The organism is Arthrobacter sp. TE12231, from assembly GCF_054062895.1.
The window spans coordinates 1,741,618-1,756,693 of the sequence record NZ_JBSSFS010000001.1; the positions used below are offsets into that span (position 1 = coordinate 1,741,618).

General features: G+C 68.0%; 15 protein-coding genes and 1 pseudogene. 12 read left to right on the forward strand and 4 right to left on the reverse strand.

Annotated elements, in window-relative coordinates; translation table 11 throughout:
* The 3 genes from ACVWYS_RS07920 (at position 1) to pdxS (ending at position 2,387) form a co-directional block, all read left to right on the forward strand.
* The gene (locus ACVWYS_RS07920; RefSeq protein WP_091252325.1) at positions 1 to 621 is read left to right on the forward strand and encodes an HIT family protein; all 621 of its coding nucleotides are present in this window, start codon (positions 1 to 3) and stop codon (positions 619 to 621) included.
* A complete protein-coding gene (gene pgsA / locus ACVWYS_RS07925) occupies positions 614 to 1,252 on the forward strand; it encodes a phosphatidylinositol phosphate synthase (RefSeq protein ID WP_456508946.1) in 639 nt (212 codons plus the stop codon). Before ACVWYS_RS07920 ends, pgsA begins: the two co-directional genes overlap by 8 nt.
* A 208-nt stretch (positions 1,253 to 1,460) precedes the next feature.
* The gene (gene pdxS / locus ACVWYS_RS07930; RefSeq protein ID WP_116767974.1) at positions 1,461 to 2,387 is read left to right on the forward strand and encodes a pyridoxal 5'-phosphate synthase lyase subunit PdxS; all 927 of its coding nucleotides are present in this window, start codon (positions 1,461 to 1,463) and stop codon (positions 2,385 to 2,387) included.
* Positions 2,388 to 2,621: 234 nt separating this feature from the next.
* Here the strand turns inward: pdxS and ACVWYS_RS07935 are convergent, their stop codons facing one another.
* Positions 2,622 to 4,634: a M3 family metallopeptidase gene (locus tag ACVWYS_RS07935; protein ID WP_456508947.1), complete on the reverse strand. Its 2,013-nt coding sequence runs from the start codon at positions 4,632 to 4,634 to the stop codon at positions 2,622 to 2,624.
* 73 nt (positions 4,635 to 4,707) lie between these two features.
* On the opposite strand from ACVWYS_RS07935, the gene ACVWYS_RS07940 reads away from it, so the two are divergent.
* From ACVWYS_RS07940 to ACVWYS_RS07950, 3 genes are all read left to right on the forward strand, one after another.
* Positions 4,708 to 6,012, forward strand: coding sequence for a CapA family protein (locus tag ACVWYS_RS07940; RefSeq protein WP_456508948.1), 1,305 nt, complete (start codon positions 4,708 to 4,710; stop codon positions 6,010 to 6,012).
* Between the two features lie 11 nt (positions 6,013 to 6,023).
* Positions 6,024 to 6,875 (forward strand): alpha/beta fold hydrolase, encoded by an 852-nt coding sequence (locus ACVWYS_RS07945; RefSeq protein WP_456508949.1) that lies wholly within the window; start codon positions 6,024 to 6,026, stop codon positions 6,873 to 6,875.
* A 69-nt stretch (positions 6,876 to 6,944) separates the two neighbouring features.
* On the forward strand, positions 6,945 to 7,724 hold the full coding sequence (locus ACVWYS_RS07950; protein ID WP_456509580.1) for an alpha/beta fold hydrolase: 780 nt from the start codon (positions 6,945 to 6,947) through the stop codon (positions 7,722 to 7,724).
* Positions 7,725 to 7,779: 55 nt separating this feature from the next.
* Here the strand turns inward: ACVWYS_RS07950 and ACVWYS_RS07955 are convergent.
* The 3 genes and pseudogenes from ACVWYS_RS07955 to ACVWYS_RS07965 all read right to left on the reverse strand — a co-directional run bounded on the left by ACVWYS_RS07955 (position 7,780) and on the right by ACVWYS_RS07965 (position 10,367).
* A pseudogene (locus ACVWYS_RS07955) lies at positions 7,780 to 8,267 on the reverse strand (GNAT family N-acetyltransferase).
* A 19-nt stretch (positions 8,268 to 8,286) separates the two neighbouring features.
* Complete coding sequence (locus tag ACVWYS_RS07960; protein ID WP_456508951.1) at positions 8,287 to 9,081, reverse strand: type 1 glutamine amidotransferase; 795 nt, start codon at positions 9,079 to 9,081, stop codon at positions 8,287 to 8,289.
* Positions 9,078 to 10,367 (reverse strand): Mur ligase family protein, encoded by a 1,290-nt coding sequence (locus ACVWYS_RS07965; protein WP_116767978.1) that lies wholly within the window; start codon positions 10,365 to 10,367, stop codon positions 9,078 to 9,080. Before ACVWYS_RS07965 ends, ACVWYS_RS07960 begins: the two co-directional genes overlap by 4 nt.
* 92 nt (positions 10,368 to 10,459) lie before the next feature.
* Here ACVWYS_RS07965 and pdxT point away from each other — a divergent pair, with 92 nt between their 5' ends.
* The 6 genes from pdxT to yajC all read left to right on the forward strand — a co-directional run bounded on the left by pdxT (position 10,460) and on the right by yajC (position 15,052).
* Positions 10,460 to 11,161, forward strand: coding sequence for a pyridoxal 5'-phosphate synthase glutaminase subunit PdxT (gene pdxT / locus ACVWYS_RS07970; RefSeq protein WP_456508952.1), 702 nt, complete (start codon positions 10,460 to 10,462; stop codon positions 11,159 to 11,161).
* A 3-nt stretch (positions 11,162 to 11,164) separates the two neighbouring features.
* On the forward strand, positions 11,165 to 11,920 hold the full coding sequence (locus ACVWYS_RS07975) for a YebC/PmpR family DNA-binding transcriptional regulator (protein WP_091252341.1): 756 nt from the start codon (positions 11,165 to 11,167) through the stop codon (positions 11,918 to 11,920).
* A 48-nt stretch (positions 11,921 to 11,968) separates the two neighbouring features.
* Positions 11,969 to 12,556 carry a crossover junction endodeoxyribonuclease RuvC gene (gene ruvC, locus ACVWYS_RS07980; RefSeq protein WP_091252422.1) on the forward strand — a complete coding sequence of 196 codons (588 nt, stop codon included), beginning with the start codon at positions 11,969 to 11,971 and terminating at the stop codon, positions 12,554 to 12,556.
* Between the two features lie 99 nt (positions 12,557 to 12,655).
* Positions 12,656 to 13,300: a Holliday junction branch migration protein RuvA gene (gene ruvA / locus ACVWYS_RS07985; RefSeq protein WP_344367631.1), complete on the forward strand. Its 645-nt coding sequence runs from the start codon at positions 12,656 to 12,658 to the stop codon at positions 13,298 to 13,300.
* The gene (gene ruvB, locus ACVWYS_RS07990) at positions 13,293 to 14,417 is read left to right on the forward strand and encodes a Holliday junction branch migration DNA helicase RuvB (RefSeq protein WP_344367632.1); all 1,125 of its coding nucleotides are present in this window, start codon (positions 13,293 to 13,295) and stop codon (positions 14,415 to 14,417) included. The genes ruvA and ruvB overlap by 8 nt, the downstream gene beginning before the upstream one ends.
* Before the next feature lie 212 nt (positions 14,418 to 14,629).
* The gene (yajC, locus tag ACVWYS_RS07995) at positions 14,630 to 15,052 is read left to right on the forward strand and encodes a preprotein translocase subunit YajC (protein ID WP_344367633.1); all 423 of its coding nucleotides are present in this window, start codon (positions 14,630 to 14,632) and stop codon (positions 15,050 to 15,052) included.
* The last annotated feature ends 24 nt before the right edge of the window (positions 15,053 to 15,076 follow it).

A 15,076-nucleotide genomic window follows, 5' to 3' on the forward strand; every position in this document is an offset into this window, starting at 1 on the left:
GTGCAGGAATCCACAGGGGCCGGGCCGGAGTATCCGGGCGACCACGCCGTGACGGACGACTTCGGCCTGGCCGGGGTCCCGGACGCTTTCCAGCGTCTGTGGACCCCGCACCGGATGGCGTACATCAAGGGGGGCCAGCACCAGTTCAAGAACGTGGACGACTGCCCGTTCTGTGTCGCGCCCGAGCGGGAGGACGAGGACTCCCTGATCGTGTACCGGGGACGGACCAGCTACGTGGTGCTGAACCTCTTCCCGTACAACCCGGGTCACCTGCTGATATGCCCGTACCGGCACATCCCCGATTACACCGATCTCACGGTCGAGGAAACGGCGGAATTCGCCGAGTTGACCCAGACGGCCATGCGGGTGTTGCGTAAGGTCGCCAACCCCACCGGCTTCAATCTGGGCATGAACCAGGGCGTCACCGGCGGGGCGGGTATCGCCGGCCACCTGCACCAGCATGTGGTGCCGCGCTGGGGCGGGGACGGGAATTTCTTCCCCATCATTGCCCAGACCAAGGCGATCACGCAGACGCTCGGCGAGGTTCGCCAGCAGGTGGCCGACGCCTGGCCGCAGGAAATGCCCGCGGAACAAGAGGCAGCCGGGGAGCAGGATGCTTAACAGGCACGCGCGCGGGTTCTTCACCGCGCTGTTTTCTCCGGTGGCCCGCTGGCTGCTGAAGATCGGCGTCTCCCCGGACGCCGTGACCGTGGTGGGCACGCTGGGTGTGGTGGTCGGCGCGCTCGTGTTCTACCCGCTCGGGCAGCTCTTCTGGGGAACCCTGTTCATCACGGCCTTCATTTTCTCCGACGTCATCGACGGCATCATGGCCCGGATGCAGCACCGCGGCGGCCGGTGGGGCAACTTCCTGGACTCCACCCTGGACCGTGTGGCCGACGGCGCCCTGTTCGCCGGCGTCGCCGTCTGGTTCTTCACGGGAGGCGCCAATCCGCCGATCGCCATTGCCGCCGTCGTCTGCCTCGTGCTGGGCATGGTGGTCTCCTACGCCCGGGCCAAGGCCGAAGCCCTGGGTTTTCACGCCAATGTCGGCATTGCCGAGCGCGCCGAGCGGCTCGTGTCCGTGCTGGTGGTCACGGGACTCACCGGCCTGGGCCTGCCCACCGCGGTGCTTTTCGTGACCCTGTGTCTCCTTGCGACGGCGAGCCTGGTCACCGTGGTCCAGCGCATCATGACCGTCCACCGCCAGTCGTTGGAGGAACCGGACGGCACTGCCTCCGAACGCGCCGCCTGAGCAGGTCATGCGGCGTCCCGGCAGACCCGCGGAATTCCCGGTCCCGCGCGCATTTGCGCTGCTGTAACCAGAATTCTGCCGCGCCCCGGCCGGGGGCTAGTATTAGCTTTACCGGCCAATGGATCCGGTAATCCGGTGTGTGCGAGGCACGTCATGAACGTGCCGTCCGCGCCCCGGCGAGGTCATCTATCTACCCATAGGGGTTTTTGTGTCTACACCTGATGTAAGCAGCGAAGCCGGCGCGTCCGCGAAGAACGTCACGGGCAGCAGCCGCGTCAAGCGCGGCATGGCGGAGATGCTCAAGGGCGGCGTCATCATGGACGTCGTCAACGCCGAGCAGGCCCGCATCGCCGAAGACGCCGGTGCCGTGGCCGTGATGGCGCTGGAACGTGTTCCGGCCGATATCCGTGCCCAGGGCGGCGTGTCCCGCATGTCCGACCCGGACATGATCGACAAGATCATTGCGGCCGTATCCGTGCCGGTCATGGCCAAGGCCCGGATCGGGCACTTCGTCGAGGCACAGGTCCTGCAGTCCCTGGGCGTGGACTACATCGACGAGTCCGAGGTCCTGACCCCGGCCGACTACACCAACCACATCGACAAGTGGAAGTTCACGGTTCCCTTCGTGTGCGGTGCGACCAACCTCGGTGAGGCGCTGCGCCGCATTAACGAGGGTGCGGCGATGATCCGCTCCAAGGGTGAAGCCGGCACCGGGGACGTCTCCAACGCCACGACGCACATGCGCCAGATCCGCGCCGAGATCCTCAAGCTCGCATCCCTGCCCGAGGACGAGCTCTACGTCGCGGCCAAGGAACTGCAGGCCCCGTACGAACTGGTCAAGGAAGTCGCCGCGACCGGCAAGCTCCCGGTGGTCCTGTTCACCGCCGGCGGCATCGCCACCCCGGCCGACGCGGCGATGATGATGCAGCTCGGCGCCGACGGCGTGTTCGTCGGCTCCGGCATCTTCAAGTCCGGCAACCCGGCCCAGCGTGCCGCCGCCGTCGTGAAGGCCACCACCTTCTACGACGACCCGGACGAGATCGCCAAGGCCTCCCGCGGCCTGGGCGAGGCCATGGTCGGCATCAACGTCGACGAGATCCCGCAGCCCCACCGCCTCGCAGAGCGCGGCTGGTAGCGTTCGACTGCTTCTCCACAGACTCGGCGCCGAGGCGCCTCGTCAATGGAGCCTCTGCAGCCTCTCTTATTAAGCCAAGAGAGTCGGGTGCGATTGTCGCCTGAGTAATAACCCCGACGCCGGCCCGTCACCTTTCCAGGTGGCGGGCCGGCGTCGTTCTTTAACCCCATCGGTTGCTCCGCAAACGCCCTTTAGCGCCTCCAAAAGGGCGCCTGTGGAGCAACCGATGAATGGTTAGTCGAGGCCGCGGCGCTTCAGCAGCGGTTCGAGGTCCGCGTCCCGGCCGCGGAAGGCACGGAATGACTCCAGCGGGTCCCGGCTGTTGCCGCGGGAGAGAAGCTCCGCCCGGAAAAAGTTGCCGTTGTCGCGGCTGAGGCCGCCATGTTCCTTGAACCACTCCACGGTGTCGGCGTCCAGGACTTCGCTCCAGATGTAGGAGTAGTAGCCGGCGGCATACCAGCCGCCGGCGAAAATGTGCTGGAAGTAGCCGGTCCGGTAGCGCGGCGGGATCAGGCTGTGCGCGATGCCCGCCGCGGCGAGGGCCTTGGCTTCGAATTCCACGGCATCCTCGGGGATGTCGGAGCCGTCCAGGACATGCCACGCCAGGTCCAGCAGGGCCGCGCCGAGGTATTCCGTGGTGCCGAAGCCCTCGCCCCAGAGCTGCGCGGCGTTGAGTTTGTCCACGGTTTCCTGCGGCAGGGCCTCGCCGGTCGCATGGTGGCGTGCATAGTTGGCCAGGACCTCGGGCCACATGATCCACATTTCGTTGACCTGCGACGGGTATTCCACGAAGTCCCGCGGCACGTTCGTACCGGAGAACCGCGGATAGGTGACGGCGGAGAACAGGCCGTGGAGGGCGTGGCCGAACTCGTGGAACGTGGTGCGGAGCTCGTCCGGCGTCAGCAGAGTGGGCTCGCCGGCCGGCGGCTTGGAGATATTGAGGTTGTTGATCACCACCGGGCGGGTGTTCAACAGTCCGGACTGCTCCACGAGGGAGTTCATCCACGCGCCTCCGCGCTTCGTGTCCCGCGTGTAGTAGTCGCCCAGGAACAGGCCCAGGTCCGTGCCGTCGGAATTCTTGACCTCCCAGACCCGCACGTCCGGGTGATAGCCGGCGAGGTCGTCGCGTTCGTGGAAGGTGACACCGTACAAGGCGTTCGCCGCGAAGAACACGCCATCATTCAGGACCCGGTCCAGTTCGAAGTACGGACGCAGGGCCTGCTCGTCCACGGCGTACCTCTCGCGCTTGACCTTGGCCGAGTAGTACGCCCAGTCCCAGGCCTCGAGCGGGTGTCCGGCGGCCTCGGCCAGCGCCTCGGCCTCCGCGTCGGCATTGCGGACGGCGGCAGGGGCCAGCCGGCTCATCATGTCCTGCACGGCCCGAAAGTCCGGTGCCGTCTGCCGGTCCACCGTCAGCTCGGCGAAGTTGGCGAACCCCAGAAGGCTCGCCTTCTCGGCGCGGAGCCGGACCATGTCCTTGACCAGGTCGAGCACATCGAAGCTGCCGCCGTCGCTGCCGCGGCCGATCGAGGCCTCGTAGAGCCGCCGGCGGACATCCCGGTTCGAAAGGGCGGCCATGGCGGGCTGGTTGCTGGGCTGGATCAGCGTCAGCAGGAACTTGCCCTCGTGCCCGGCGGTCCGCGCGGCCTCGGCGGCGCTGGCGATGTCGTCGTCGGGCAGGCCGGTGAGGTCGGCGGCGTCATCCAGCAGCAGGGCAGCAGACTTCATGCCTTCCTTGACGCGCTGCCCGAACTCGGTGCCCAGCCTGGCAAGCTCGGCGTTGACGGCCTTGAGCCGCTCCTGGCCGGCGTCGTCGAGCTGGATGCCCGAAGCGCGGAACTCCTTGAAGTATTCCTCCACGAGCCGGGCGGACTCCGCGTCCAGGGCGGTCGTGTCCAGCGCCGCGAAGCGTTCGTAGAGCCCACGGTTGAGGTACACCGCATCCTGGTGGGCGGAGAAGAGCGGGGAGAGGCGGGTCTCGAGATCGCGGATGGCATCTGAGGCGTGCGCGGAAACCAGCGTGAAGAACGAGGCGGCCGCCCGTTCCAGGAGCCGACCGGAACGTTCCATGGCCAAGGCGGTGTTCTCGAAAGACGGGGCCGCCGGGTCGGACACGATGGCCTCGATCTCGGCGAGATGCTCGGCCAGTCCGGCCTCAACGGCCTCGGCGTAGTGCGCGTCTTGGATCTGCGCGAAAGGCGGCAGGCCGTAGGGCAGGGTGCTGGGGCTCAGGAGGGGATTGGTCATGAAGCGACTCTTTCATGCAGGACGCGGGTTCTCAACGATCTTTTCAGTGTGTTGTGATTCCGCCCACCGTAGGATGGCCGGCATGGGGAACATCAGTGCCGGTCTGCGCGGCCGGATCGTTGCCGCTGCCTCAGCCGTTGTCTCAGCCGTTGGCCTGGCGGTGTTGTTGGCATCCTGCGGACTCGTCGCCGGACCGGGCGAACCAAGTCCGTCGTCGGCTACCAGCAGTACCGGGGAAGCGGCAGAGGGCGCCGGGCCGCCGTCGGGCACGCCTACGCTGGCGCCGACGCCGACGCCGACGCCTACGCCTACGCCGACGCCGGGGAGGGGTCCCGGCTGTGCGGCCGTCCGCTGCACCTCCGTCCTGGTCACCGGGGACATGCTGGTACACCCCCAGCTCTGGCAGCAGGCCCGAGAGGACGCCCGCGCGTCCGGTGCGGCGGGGCTGGACTTCGGGCCGTTGCTGGAAGGCCAGCGGCGCTACATCGAGCAGAGCGACGTGGCGATCTGCCATCTGGAGACCCCGGTGGCGGGCCCGGACGGACCATTCTCCGGGTATCCCTCCTTCAACGTACCGCCGCAGATTATCCACGCCGTGCGGGGTGTGGGCTATCAGGCGTGCACGACGGCCAGCAACCACACGGTTGACCGCGGCACCGCTGGCCTCGTCCGCACCCTGGACGCCCTCGACGCCGCCGGGCTGCGCCACACGGGCTCATACCGGACCGAGGCGGAGTCGCAGGGAGTGCTGATCCTGCAGACTCCAGCGGCCAAAATCGCCGTCGTCGATGCCACGTACGGCCTCAACGGGCTGCGTGCCGAGCAGTCCTGGCAGGTCGACCTGCTCGATCCGGCCGCAATGATATCCAAGGCGCGCAGGGCCCGGGTATTGGGCGCGGACATCGTGCTAGGGGTCATGCACGCCGGCGATGAGTACTCCAGTGAGCCGAACGCCCAGCAGCGGGAGGTCGCCCATACGCTTGTGGACAGCGGACAGTTCAGCATGATCTACGGTCACCACAGCCATTCGGTGCTGCCGATCGAGAAGTACAAAGGCACGTGGATTGTGTACGGGCTCGGCAACGGCATCACGGAACTCTCGCCGTCGTTCGTGGTTAACAACGAGGGCCTGTTGGTCCGGGTGCAGTTCAGCCAGGACGCGGCGGGGGCCTGGGCTGCCTCGGACCTGGCCTGGGCGCCGTCGGTGGTAGTCCGCGGACCCTACCGCTGGTGTTCGGTGGCTGCCGACGCGCCGCAGGGCCGTTGCGCAGGCACGGCGGCGGACGCCGCCACGCGCCGGCGCACCACGGCAGTGGTGGAGTCGATGGGCGCCGCGGCGGCGGGCGCTCACGAGCTTATTCTTTCCCGGAAGCCCTAAGCTTGGGCGGCATGGAGATGCTCAACGAACGGCGGCGTACCGTCGCGTCGGACGCGGCTGAGCTGGCCGTGTTCGAGTTTGGCCCGGAACCGGGCCCGGACGTGCCCACCCTGCTCCTGGTTCACGGCTACCCGGACGACCACCGGGTCTTCCTCCCGGCCATCCGCGAGCTGGCACCGACGCATCACGTGGTGGCCTACGACACTCGCAACGCCGGGGCCTCCGCCGTTCACGGCCCCGGCGGGGACTATTCACTGACGGCGCTCGTGGACGACGTCTTCGCCGTGCTGGCCGAGTCGGGCGCCGAGGCGGTCCATCTCGTGGGGCACGACTGGGGGTCGATCCAAGGCTGGGCAGCCGTGCAGGACCCCAGGGCGGCCGGCCGGATCAGCCGCTACACGAGCATTTCCGGCCCCGACCTGGGGCACTTCTCCCGCTGGATCCGGCGGCGCGTCCGGAACCCGCGGGCCTGGCCGGAGCTGGCAGGGCAGCTCCTGCGCAGCTGGTATGTCGGGGCGTTCCTCGTCCCGGTCCTGCCGGAGGCCGCGTGGCGGCTGTTCTTGACCCGGCGCTACGAAAGGACGGCCAAGCGCGACGTCGGCAATGATCCCGTCCGGGGCCTGGCCCTGTACCGCAGCAACTTCCGCGGCCCGCGGAAACCGGCCGCCCCGGTCCGGGTGACCGTTCCGGTGCAGGTCGTGGTGCCGCTGAAGGACCCGTTCCTGGCGCCGGGCGTCGTCGAGGGGCTCGAAGCGTGGGTGGACGATGTAACAGTCACCAGGGTGGACGGCGGGCACTGGTGGCCCGCCACCCGGCCGGCCGAGTTCGCGGCACTGTTGCGGCAGCCGGGAGCAACGCCTTAGGGCGGCATGGTGATGGCGGGGTTGGCCGGGGACGAAAGATCACCGCGGAACGGGGTGTTCCGCAACGGGATGGAATACGTGACGTGGGGCCGGGGCGCGAAGTCCCTGCTGTTCGTCCAGGGCGGGCCGGGGAGCTCCGTGCCCCGGGGGCTGTTGGGAACCCTGTTCCGGCGGGAGTTTGATGCCTACCTCAAGGCCGGCTACGCCGTCTGGATCGTCACCCGCCGGCGCAACATGCCGCCGTCGCACACGGTCGCCGACATGGCTGAGGACTACGCGCGGCTGATTGCCGTGGAGTTCGGTGGACGGGTGGACCTGGTGGTGGCCGAATCCTTCGGCGGAATGATCGGGCAGGATCTGGCCGCCTTCCACCCGGAGTCCTTCCGGCACATCGCCTTGGTGGTCACGGGGGCCGAGCTCAGCACGTGGGGCAAGGACGTGGACCACCGGATTGCTGCGGCCGTCACCGGCGGCGATACGGCCGGCGCGGGGACTGCCCTGGCGGAGTACCTCTTCCGCGGTCCGCGCACGCACTGGCTGCGGACGCTGGTAGGACCCGTCGTCGGCAGGCGCGTGATGGGCCGTTCCGGCTGCCCCGCCGCGGACGTGCTGACCGAGGCCCGGGCCGGGCTGGCCTTCGACGCGCGGTCTGTTCTGCCGCTGATCCGGCCGCCTGTCCTGCTGCTCTGCGGCGGCCGGGACGCGTTCTTCCCTCGGTCCGTCATCGAGGAGACCGCGCGTCTGATCCCGGACTGCACCCTCATCGTCTATCAGCGGTGGGGCCATGTCCGGACGGCATCCAGCAGACGGGTGCCCCGGGACGTCCTGGCTTTCGTCCGGGAGTGTTGATAGCAGACCGGGCCGGTGGAGAGCTACGCGAACCAGACCGGCACCGGCCCGAGGGCTACCCGGCGGCGGCCGGCTGTTCGGCGTCGGCGGTGAGGTCGAGGGTCATGAAGACGCTGTGGGGATCGGGCTCGTAGCCGGCGAACGGCGGGCATTCCGCGAAGCCTGCCGGGTATACAGCCGCCGCGCGGGGGCGAAAAACTCGTGGCTGCCCGTCTCCAGGAACAGCCGACGGTACCCGCTGCTCCGGGCCTCCGCCAGGAGATGGCGGAGCAGCGCCGCGGCGACGCCCTGCCCGCGCGCCGGTTCCGCGGTGCGCATCGACTTGATCTCGCCGTCGCCGGTAGCCAGGTGCTTCATTGCCGCGCAGCCAAGAAGCCGTGAGCCCTCCCGCGCCGTCCAGAAGCTGACACCCGGTCCGGCCAAGGCGGCGGGATCGAGGGCGTGGACGCTCTCCGGCGGGGAGGTCGCGTACATGTCGGCCAGGTGCCCGGCCAGAAGCTGCCGGACGTCCTCCCGCTCGGGGGTGTCCCGCTCAATCAGCATGCCGTCGCCTGCGAAGGAATCAGCGTGGCCGGCGTGCGGCGTGTTCACGCGCCAGTACCGCGTAGGAGTCGTCCGGTGTGCCCGGCGTGAAGCTGCCGTACTTGCGTTCGACGGCGGTCCGGATCAGGAAGTCGGCCAGGGCCGGGTTCTTGGGGAGCAGCGAGCCGTGCAGGTAGCTCGCCACGATGTTGCGGTAGCGGGCGCCTTCCTGGCCGTCGGTGCTGTTGTTGCCGGTGCCTTTGGCCGTGGTTCCGAGCGGCTGCACGCCCGGTCCCAGGGTGGTCTGGCCGCTGTGGTTCTCGTAGCCGAGGATGTTGCCGAACTCGGGGGAGGAGACGGTGACGTTGCCGATCAGGCGTTCGTCGGTGCCGTGGGTCTCCACGTCCAGGATGCCGATGCCGGGGATGACGGAGCCCAGCCGGGTCTTGAAGAACTTCCCGAAGAGCTGGTAGAGCCCGCAGATCACGAGCATCGGGGTGCCGTCCTCGGCCAGTTGCTTCAGCGTGGACTCGCGGGAGAGAAGGTCATCCTGGATGACGAGCTGTCCGCTGTCCTGCCCGCCGCCGCCCACAACGAGGTCCACGTCCGCGGGGAACGGGTCGCCGACGTTGTATTCGAGCAGTTCCGGGGTGTAGCCGTGCCAGCGCAGCCGCTGGGCCAGGACCAGGGCGTTGCCCCAGTCGCCGTAGATGTTCATGTCCCGCGGGTAGAGCTGCAGGACCCGGATGGTTCCCTTGCTCGGGGCGGCGGAGTCTTCGGGCGGGAGCTCGTGCCCGAAGGAGAGCTCGTGCGATTCCGGGGACTGGGGGGTCATGAGACCACCTCCACTGTGGTGATCTTGGACAGCTCGCGGCGGATGGCCAGCATGGCCGTATACGTGCAGAAAACCCGTTTCGGCTTGCCCTGGGCGCCGCGGATGAACGCGGCCAGCGCCGGCGCGATCTCCGTGTCGACGGCGCCGATGGCGACGTCGTCATACTGCAGGCGCAGCGCCATGTCGTAGGCGCGGGAGCCCGTGAGCTGGTCCACGCCGCCATCGCGGAGGGTGTCGAACTCGACGTCCCACAGCCAGGACATGTCCCGGCCGTCGGCGTAGTTGTCGTTGATGGCGATCATCGTGGCGTACCCGGCGGCCGGGAAGGATTTCAGGCCGAGCCGGAAGCCGCTGGGGTTCTTGACCAGCACCAGCTCCAGCGGCAGGCCATCGACGACAAGGCTCTCGCCGCGGCCGAACGCCGGCGCCACCTGGGACAGCGCTGTGAGCAGTCCTGCCTGGTCGGTGCCCGTGCCGCGGGCCCCTGAGATCGCCCGGGCCAGGGTCAGCGCGGCGGCGGCGTTGAAGATGTTGTAGACGCCGCGCAGCTTCATCGCCGTGGTGACCGTCCCGCCGTCGTACTCGAAATCGGCGTCATCGACGCCCACGCGGCGCAGCACGACGTCGGCGGCCGGCCGGGCGGGGGCGGCCGGGACCGGGCTCCCCGGGGCCGCACGCATGTCGTCGTCGTTGGGGAAGGTGCTCAGGAGGGAATCGTCCAGCCCGAAGTAGAGCACCTCCGGCCCGTCCAGGGTCGCCGCGATCCGGGCGACGCGGGGGTCTTCCCGGTTCAGGACAACGGTGCCGGTAGTTTTGGCGGCGATGTGCTGGAGGAGCTCGGCGGTCTTGTCGATCTCGCCGAAGCGGTCCAGCTGGTCCCGGAGGACATTGAGCAGGAGGCTGTAGCGCGGCGGGACCTTGTTCACGAAGTGCACCGCGTGCGCCTCGTCCAGTTCCAGGACCGCGACGTCGGCATCCAGCCGGCCGCGCCAGTCCACCTCGCCCAGGAGCGCCGCCGCCACGCCGCGGGTGAAATTGCTGCCGGTGCGGTTCGTGAAGACCTTCAGTCCCTGGCTCTCCAGCAGTTCCACCACCATCTTCGTGGTGGTCGTCTTCCCGTTCGTGCCACTGACGACGGCGACCCCCAGGGGCAGCGTGGACAGTGTCCGTTGCATGAAGCCGGGATCGATTTTTTCGACCACAAGCCCGGGAAGGGCCGAGCCTCCGCCCCTGAGCCGGGAGACCCGGCGGACGAGCTTGCCGAGCGGAACGCTGAAGTAAAGCATGCTCTGTAATATATCCCAGCAGAGGCATGGAACCCGGACGCCGGGGCCCGTTGCATGCGTCCCCGGCAAGCGCGGCACATTATGCTGTGGGGATGACCACCCCCTCTATTTCCCCTGAATCCCGCGCGGGAACAGGGCTCCGGATCGGCGTCCTGGCGCTTCAGGGCGATTTCCGGGAGCACCTGCATGCCGTTGAGGCCGCCGGCGCCTCGGGCGTAGGGGTCCGCCGCCCCGCCGAACTTGACGGCCTGGACGGACTCATCATCCCCGGCGGCGAGTCGACCACGATCGACAAGCTCTCCAGGATCTTCGGACTCCGCGATCCGCTGTGCGAGCGCATCCGGGCCGGCCTGCCCGTCTACGGCTCCTGCGCCGGCATGATCCTGCTCGCGGACGAGATCGCGGACCCCGCGACGGATCTCGCCGGGAACCCGCAGCAGACCTTCGGCGGGCTCGACATCACCGTCCGCCGCAACGCCTTCGGCCGGCAGCGGGAGTCCTTCGAGACGGACCTCGACTTCAAAGGGCTGAAGTTCAGCGCCGACGCCGGCGCCGTGGCTCCGGTCCACGCCGTCTTCATCCGCGGTCCCTGGGTGGAGCGCGTCGGCGAGGGCGTCGAAGTCCTGGCCCAGGTGGAACCCTCCAAAGCCGGCCACCCCGAGTCGTTGGACGGGACGGCTAGAATTGTTGCTGTGCGTTCCGGCCAGCTGCTGGCGACCTCCTTCCACCCGGAAGTGACAGGGGAAAAACGCGTGCACGAACTGTTTATTCGAATGATCAGAGGAGAAGCGTAAAGCATGTCAGGCCACTCCAAATGGGCGACGACCAAGCACAAGAAGGCCATCCTCGATAGCCGTCGGGCCAAGTCCTTCGCCAAGCTGATCAAGAACATCGAAGTCGCCGCGCGCATGGGCGGCCCGGACCTTGCCGGCAACCCGAGCCTGGAACTCGCTGTCACCAAGGCCAAGAAGACCTCGGTGCCTGCTGACAACATCGACCGCGCCATCAAGCGCGGAGCCGGCCTCACCGGCGAGGTCGTCGACTACACCGAGATCATGTACGAGTGCCGCGGCCCGCAGGGTTCCGCACTGCTGATCGAGTGCCTCACGGACAACAAGAACCGCGCCGCCTCCGAGGTCCGCCTCGCCATCTCCCGCAACGGCGGCACGATCGCCGACCCCGGTTCGGTCAGCTACCTCTTCAGCCGCAAGGGCGTCGTCTCGCTGCCGAAGAACGGCCTGAGCGAGGACGACGTCCTGATGGCGGTCCTCGACGCCGGTGCCGAGGAAGTCAAGGACAACGGCGACAGCTTCGAGATCCACTCCGAGCCCACCGACCTGCAGGCCATCCGTGACGCACTCAAGGAAGCGGGAATCGAATACGACACCGACGAGGCCGAGTTTGTGCCCTCGATGCAGGTGCCGCTGGACCTCGACGCCGCCAAGAAGTTCATGAAGCTCGTCGATGCCCTGGAGGAACTCGACGACGTCCAGAACGTCTACAGCAACGCCGACCTCAGCGACGAAGTGCAGGCCGCACTGGAAGCCGAGTGACCCTGTCACGTCGCCGTGATGTTGAGGCCCGGTCTTGACGGCCCCGGCGTGACGCTGCGCGTCTTGGGCGTTGACCCGGGCCTAACCCGCTGCGGGATCGGTGTGGTTGATGTCGAAAAGAACCGGCGCGCCACGATGGTGGCGTTCGGCGTCGTGGGAACCTCGCCCGAGGAGAGCCTGGACCAGCGGCTGCTCGTCATCGCGACCTCGATCGACGAGTGGCTGGACACGTACGAACCGCACGTCCTCGCCGTTGAGCGGGTCTTCTCCCAGCTCAACGTCAGCACCGTCATGGGGGTGGCCCAGGCCTCCGGCGTGGTCATCGCGGCCGCCGCGCGCCGCGGCATCCCGGTGGCGCTGCACACGCCGTCGGAAGTCAAGGCCGCCGTCACGGGAAGCGGTACCTCCAACAAGGACGCCGTCACCAAGCTGGTGACCAAGATCCTCCGGCTGGATGCGCCGCCGCGCCCGGCCGACGCCGCCGACGCCCTCGCCCTGGCCATCACCCACGCCTGGCGTGCCGGGAACGGCACTTCCACCAAGGATGCAGTGACCACGGGGCCGGGCAGCCAGTCCCTCACCCCGGCCCAGCGTGCATGGGCCGACGCCGAGGCAAAAGCGCGCCGTGCGCGCTGAATGTCCGCGCCGCTTGCTACGCTATTCGTAGATATGTTCGGATAACCGGGTCGCCCTTCTTTTTTTGCCCGGTTTCGCTGTAACCCCAGGAGCCCGGCTTTGATCAGTTTTCTTCGCGGAACCGTAGCGCATGTTGGCCTGTCCTCCGCCGTGATCGACCTCAACGGGGCCGGCATGAGCGTCAACGCCACGCCGCAGACCCTCAGCAGCCTCCGGGTGGGGGACGAAGGCAAGCTGTTCACGTCCCTGATCGTGCGCGAGGACTCGCTGACGCTCTTCGGCTTCGCGAGCGACGACGAGCGGGAAGTGTTCGATGTCCTACTCAGCGTCAGCGGCGTCGGACCCCGCCTCGCCTTGGCTGTGCTGGCCGTCCACGAACCCGAAGCCATCCGGGTGGCCGCCCACTCCGGCGACGGCAAGGCCTTCACGAAGGTCCCGGGCATCGGACCCAAGGTGGCCGGCCGGATTGTGCTGGAACTCGCCGGCAAGCTCGTACCGCACGGCACCGCGGGTGCGTCGGTCCCGTCGGTGTCCGCCGAGTCCGTCTGGAAGCCGCAGGTCATCGCGGCGATGACCAGCCTTGGCTGGTCCGAAAAGGATGCCGCCGCCAGCATCGACAAATCCCTCGCCGATTCCCCCGATCTGGCCGCTAACGGCAACGTGGCGGAAATCCTCCGCGCAACCCTGCGGTGGCTGGGCCAGGACGGCGCCCGCGCCGGGAACCGGGTAGGCGCGCGTGGCTGAGCCGTCGATTGTCACCGGGGGAGAGGAGCCGGAAGAGCGCGCCATCGAAGCCGCCCTGCGGCCCAAGAACCTCCACGACTTCGTCGGCCAGCACCGCGTCCGGAAGCAGTTGTCCCTCGTCCTGGAAGCCTCGCGCATGCGCGGCCGCAGCGCGGACCACGTGTTGCTCTCGGGTCCGCCCGGCCTGGGCAAGACGACGCTGTCCATGATCATCGCCGCCGAAATGAACGTACCGCTGCGGATCAGCAGCGGGCCGGCCATCCAGCACGCCGGCGACCTCGCGGCCATCCTGTCCTCGCTCTCCGAGGGCGAAGTCCTGTTCCTGGACGAAATCCACCGCATGTCCCGGCCGGCAGAGGAAATGCTGTACATGGCCATGGAGGACTTCCGCGTCGACATCGTCGTCGGCAAGGGCGCCGGCGCCACCGCGATCCCGCTGGAGCTGCCGCCTTTCACCCTGGTCGGAGCCACCACGCGGGCCGGCCTGCTTCCCGGGCCGCTGCGTGACCGCTTCGGATTCACCGGCCACCTCGAGTTCTACTCCGTTGAGGAGCTGGAACTCGTCCTGCGCCGTTCGGCCGGGCTGCTGGATTTGAAGGTCAACTCGGCAGGATTCAGCGAGATCGCCGGACGGTCCCGGGGCACGCCGCGCATCGCCAACCGGCTCCTGCGGCGGGTCCGGGACTGGGCGCTCGTGCACGGCATCGAACAAATCGATGCCCGGGCGGCGTCCGCGGCCCTGGACATGTACGAGGTGGACAAGCGTGGCCTGGACCGGTTGGACCGTGCTGTCCTGGAAGCCCTCATTACTAAGTTCGGCGGCGGGCCCGTGGGCCTGTCCACCCTCGCGATCGCCGTCGGCGAGGAAACCGAGACCGTGGAAACGGTCGCCGAGCCCTACCTCGTTCGCGAGGGGCTGCTGGGCCGGACCCCGCGGGGCCGCATTGCCCTGGCGCCGGCATGGACCCACTTGGGCTTCGCCGTTCCCGCCGGCGTCTTCGGACAGGACCCGCTGGAATTGTTCCAGACTGACGAGCCGGACGACGGCGCGCAGGGGGAGCCCGGCGCCGACATCGCTGAGGAAACAGCTCCGGAGCGGATCCGAAATAGCCGCTAACACCCTTCCTCCAGCTTTTCCCTTTAGACTGGTATGACGCTCGGCACGTTCGGGTTTTGTTTCCGTGGGCGGAGAGCAGGTAGCCGCCGGCGGTTGGGGGATGGTCTCTCTGCCAGCTTGCTGTGCAGGCCTCTGCCGCGCCGCCCGGAGCAAACGGACGTTGCTGAAAAACAGCTATGCAAGTACAGAACGGAACTTTCCCCTTGGATCCAATGACAATTCTCCTGTTCGTCATGCTCGGCGTGTTCGTCTTTATGATGTTCCGCCGCAACAAGAAGACGCAGCAGCAGCAGGCGGAGCTCCAGTCGAAGTTCGGCCCCGGTGTCGAGGTCATGACGAGCTTCGGACTGTTCGGCCGGATCGTCGACATCAATGAAGCGGAGAACAAGGTCACGCTGGAACTCTCCCCGGGCAACACCGCCACCGTGCACCGCCAGTCCGTCACCAAGATTGTGGAGCCGGTTGTTGCAGCCGAAGAGCCGACGGTTGTTCCGGACGACGCATCCTCGCTGACCCTTGACAAGCCGGACGCTGAGACGCCGGAAAACGCTGCCCCTTTCAACGAGCCGGCCGGCATCGAAACTCCCGAGGAAACCCTGCGCCGCCTCAACGACGAAGGTAAGAAAGACAGCTAGTCTGCCTACCTGAGCTATCCCGCG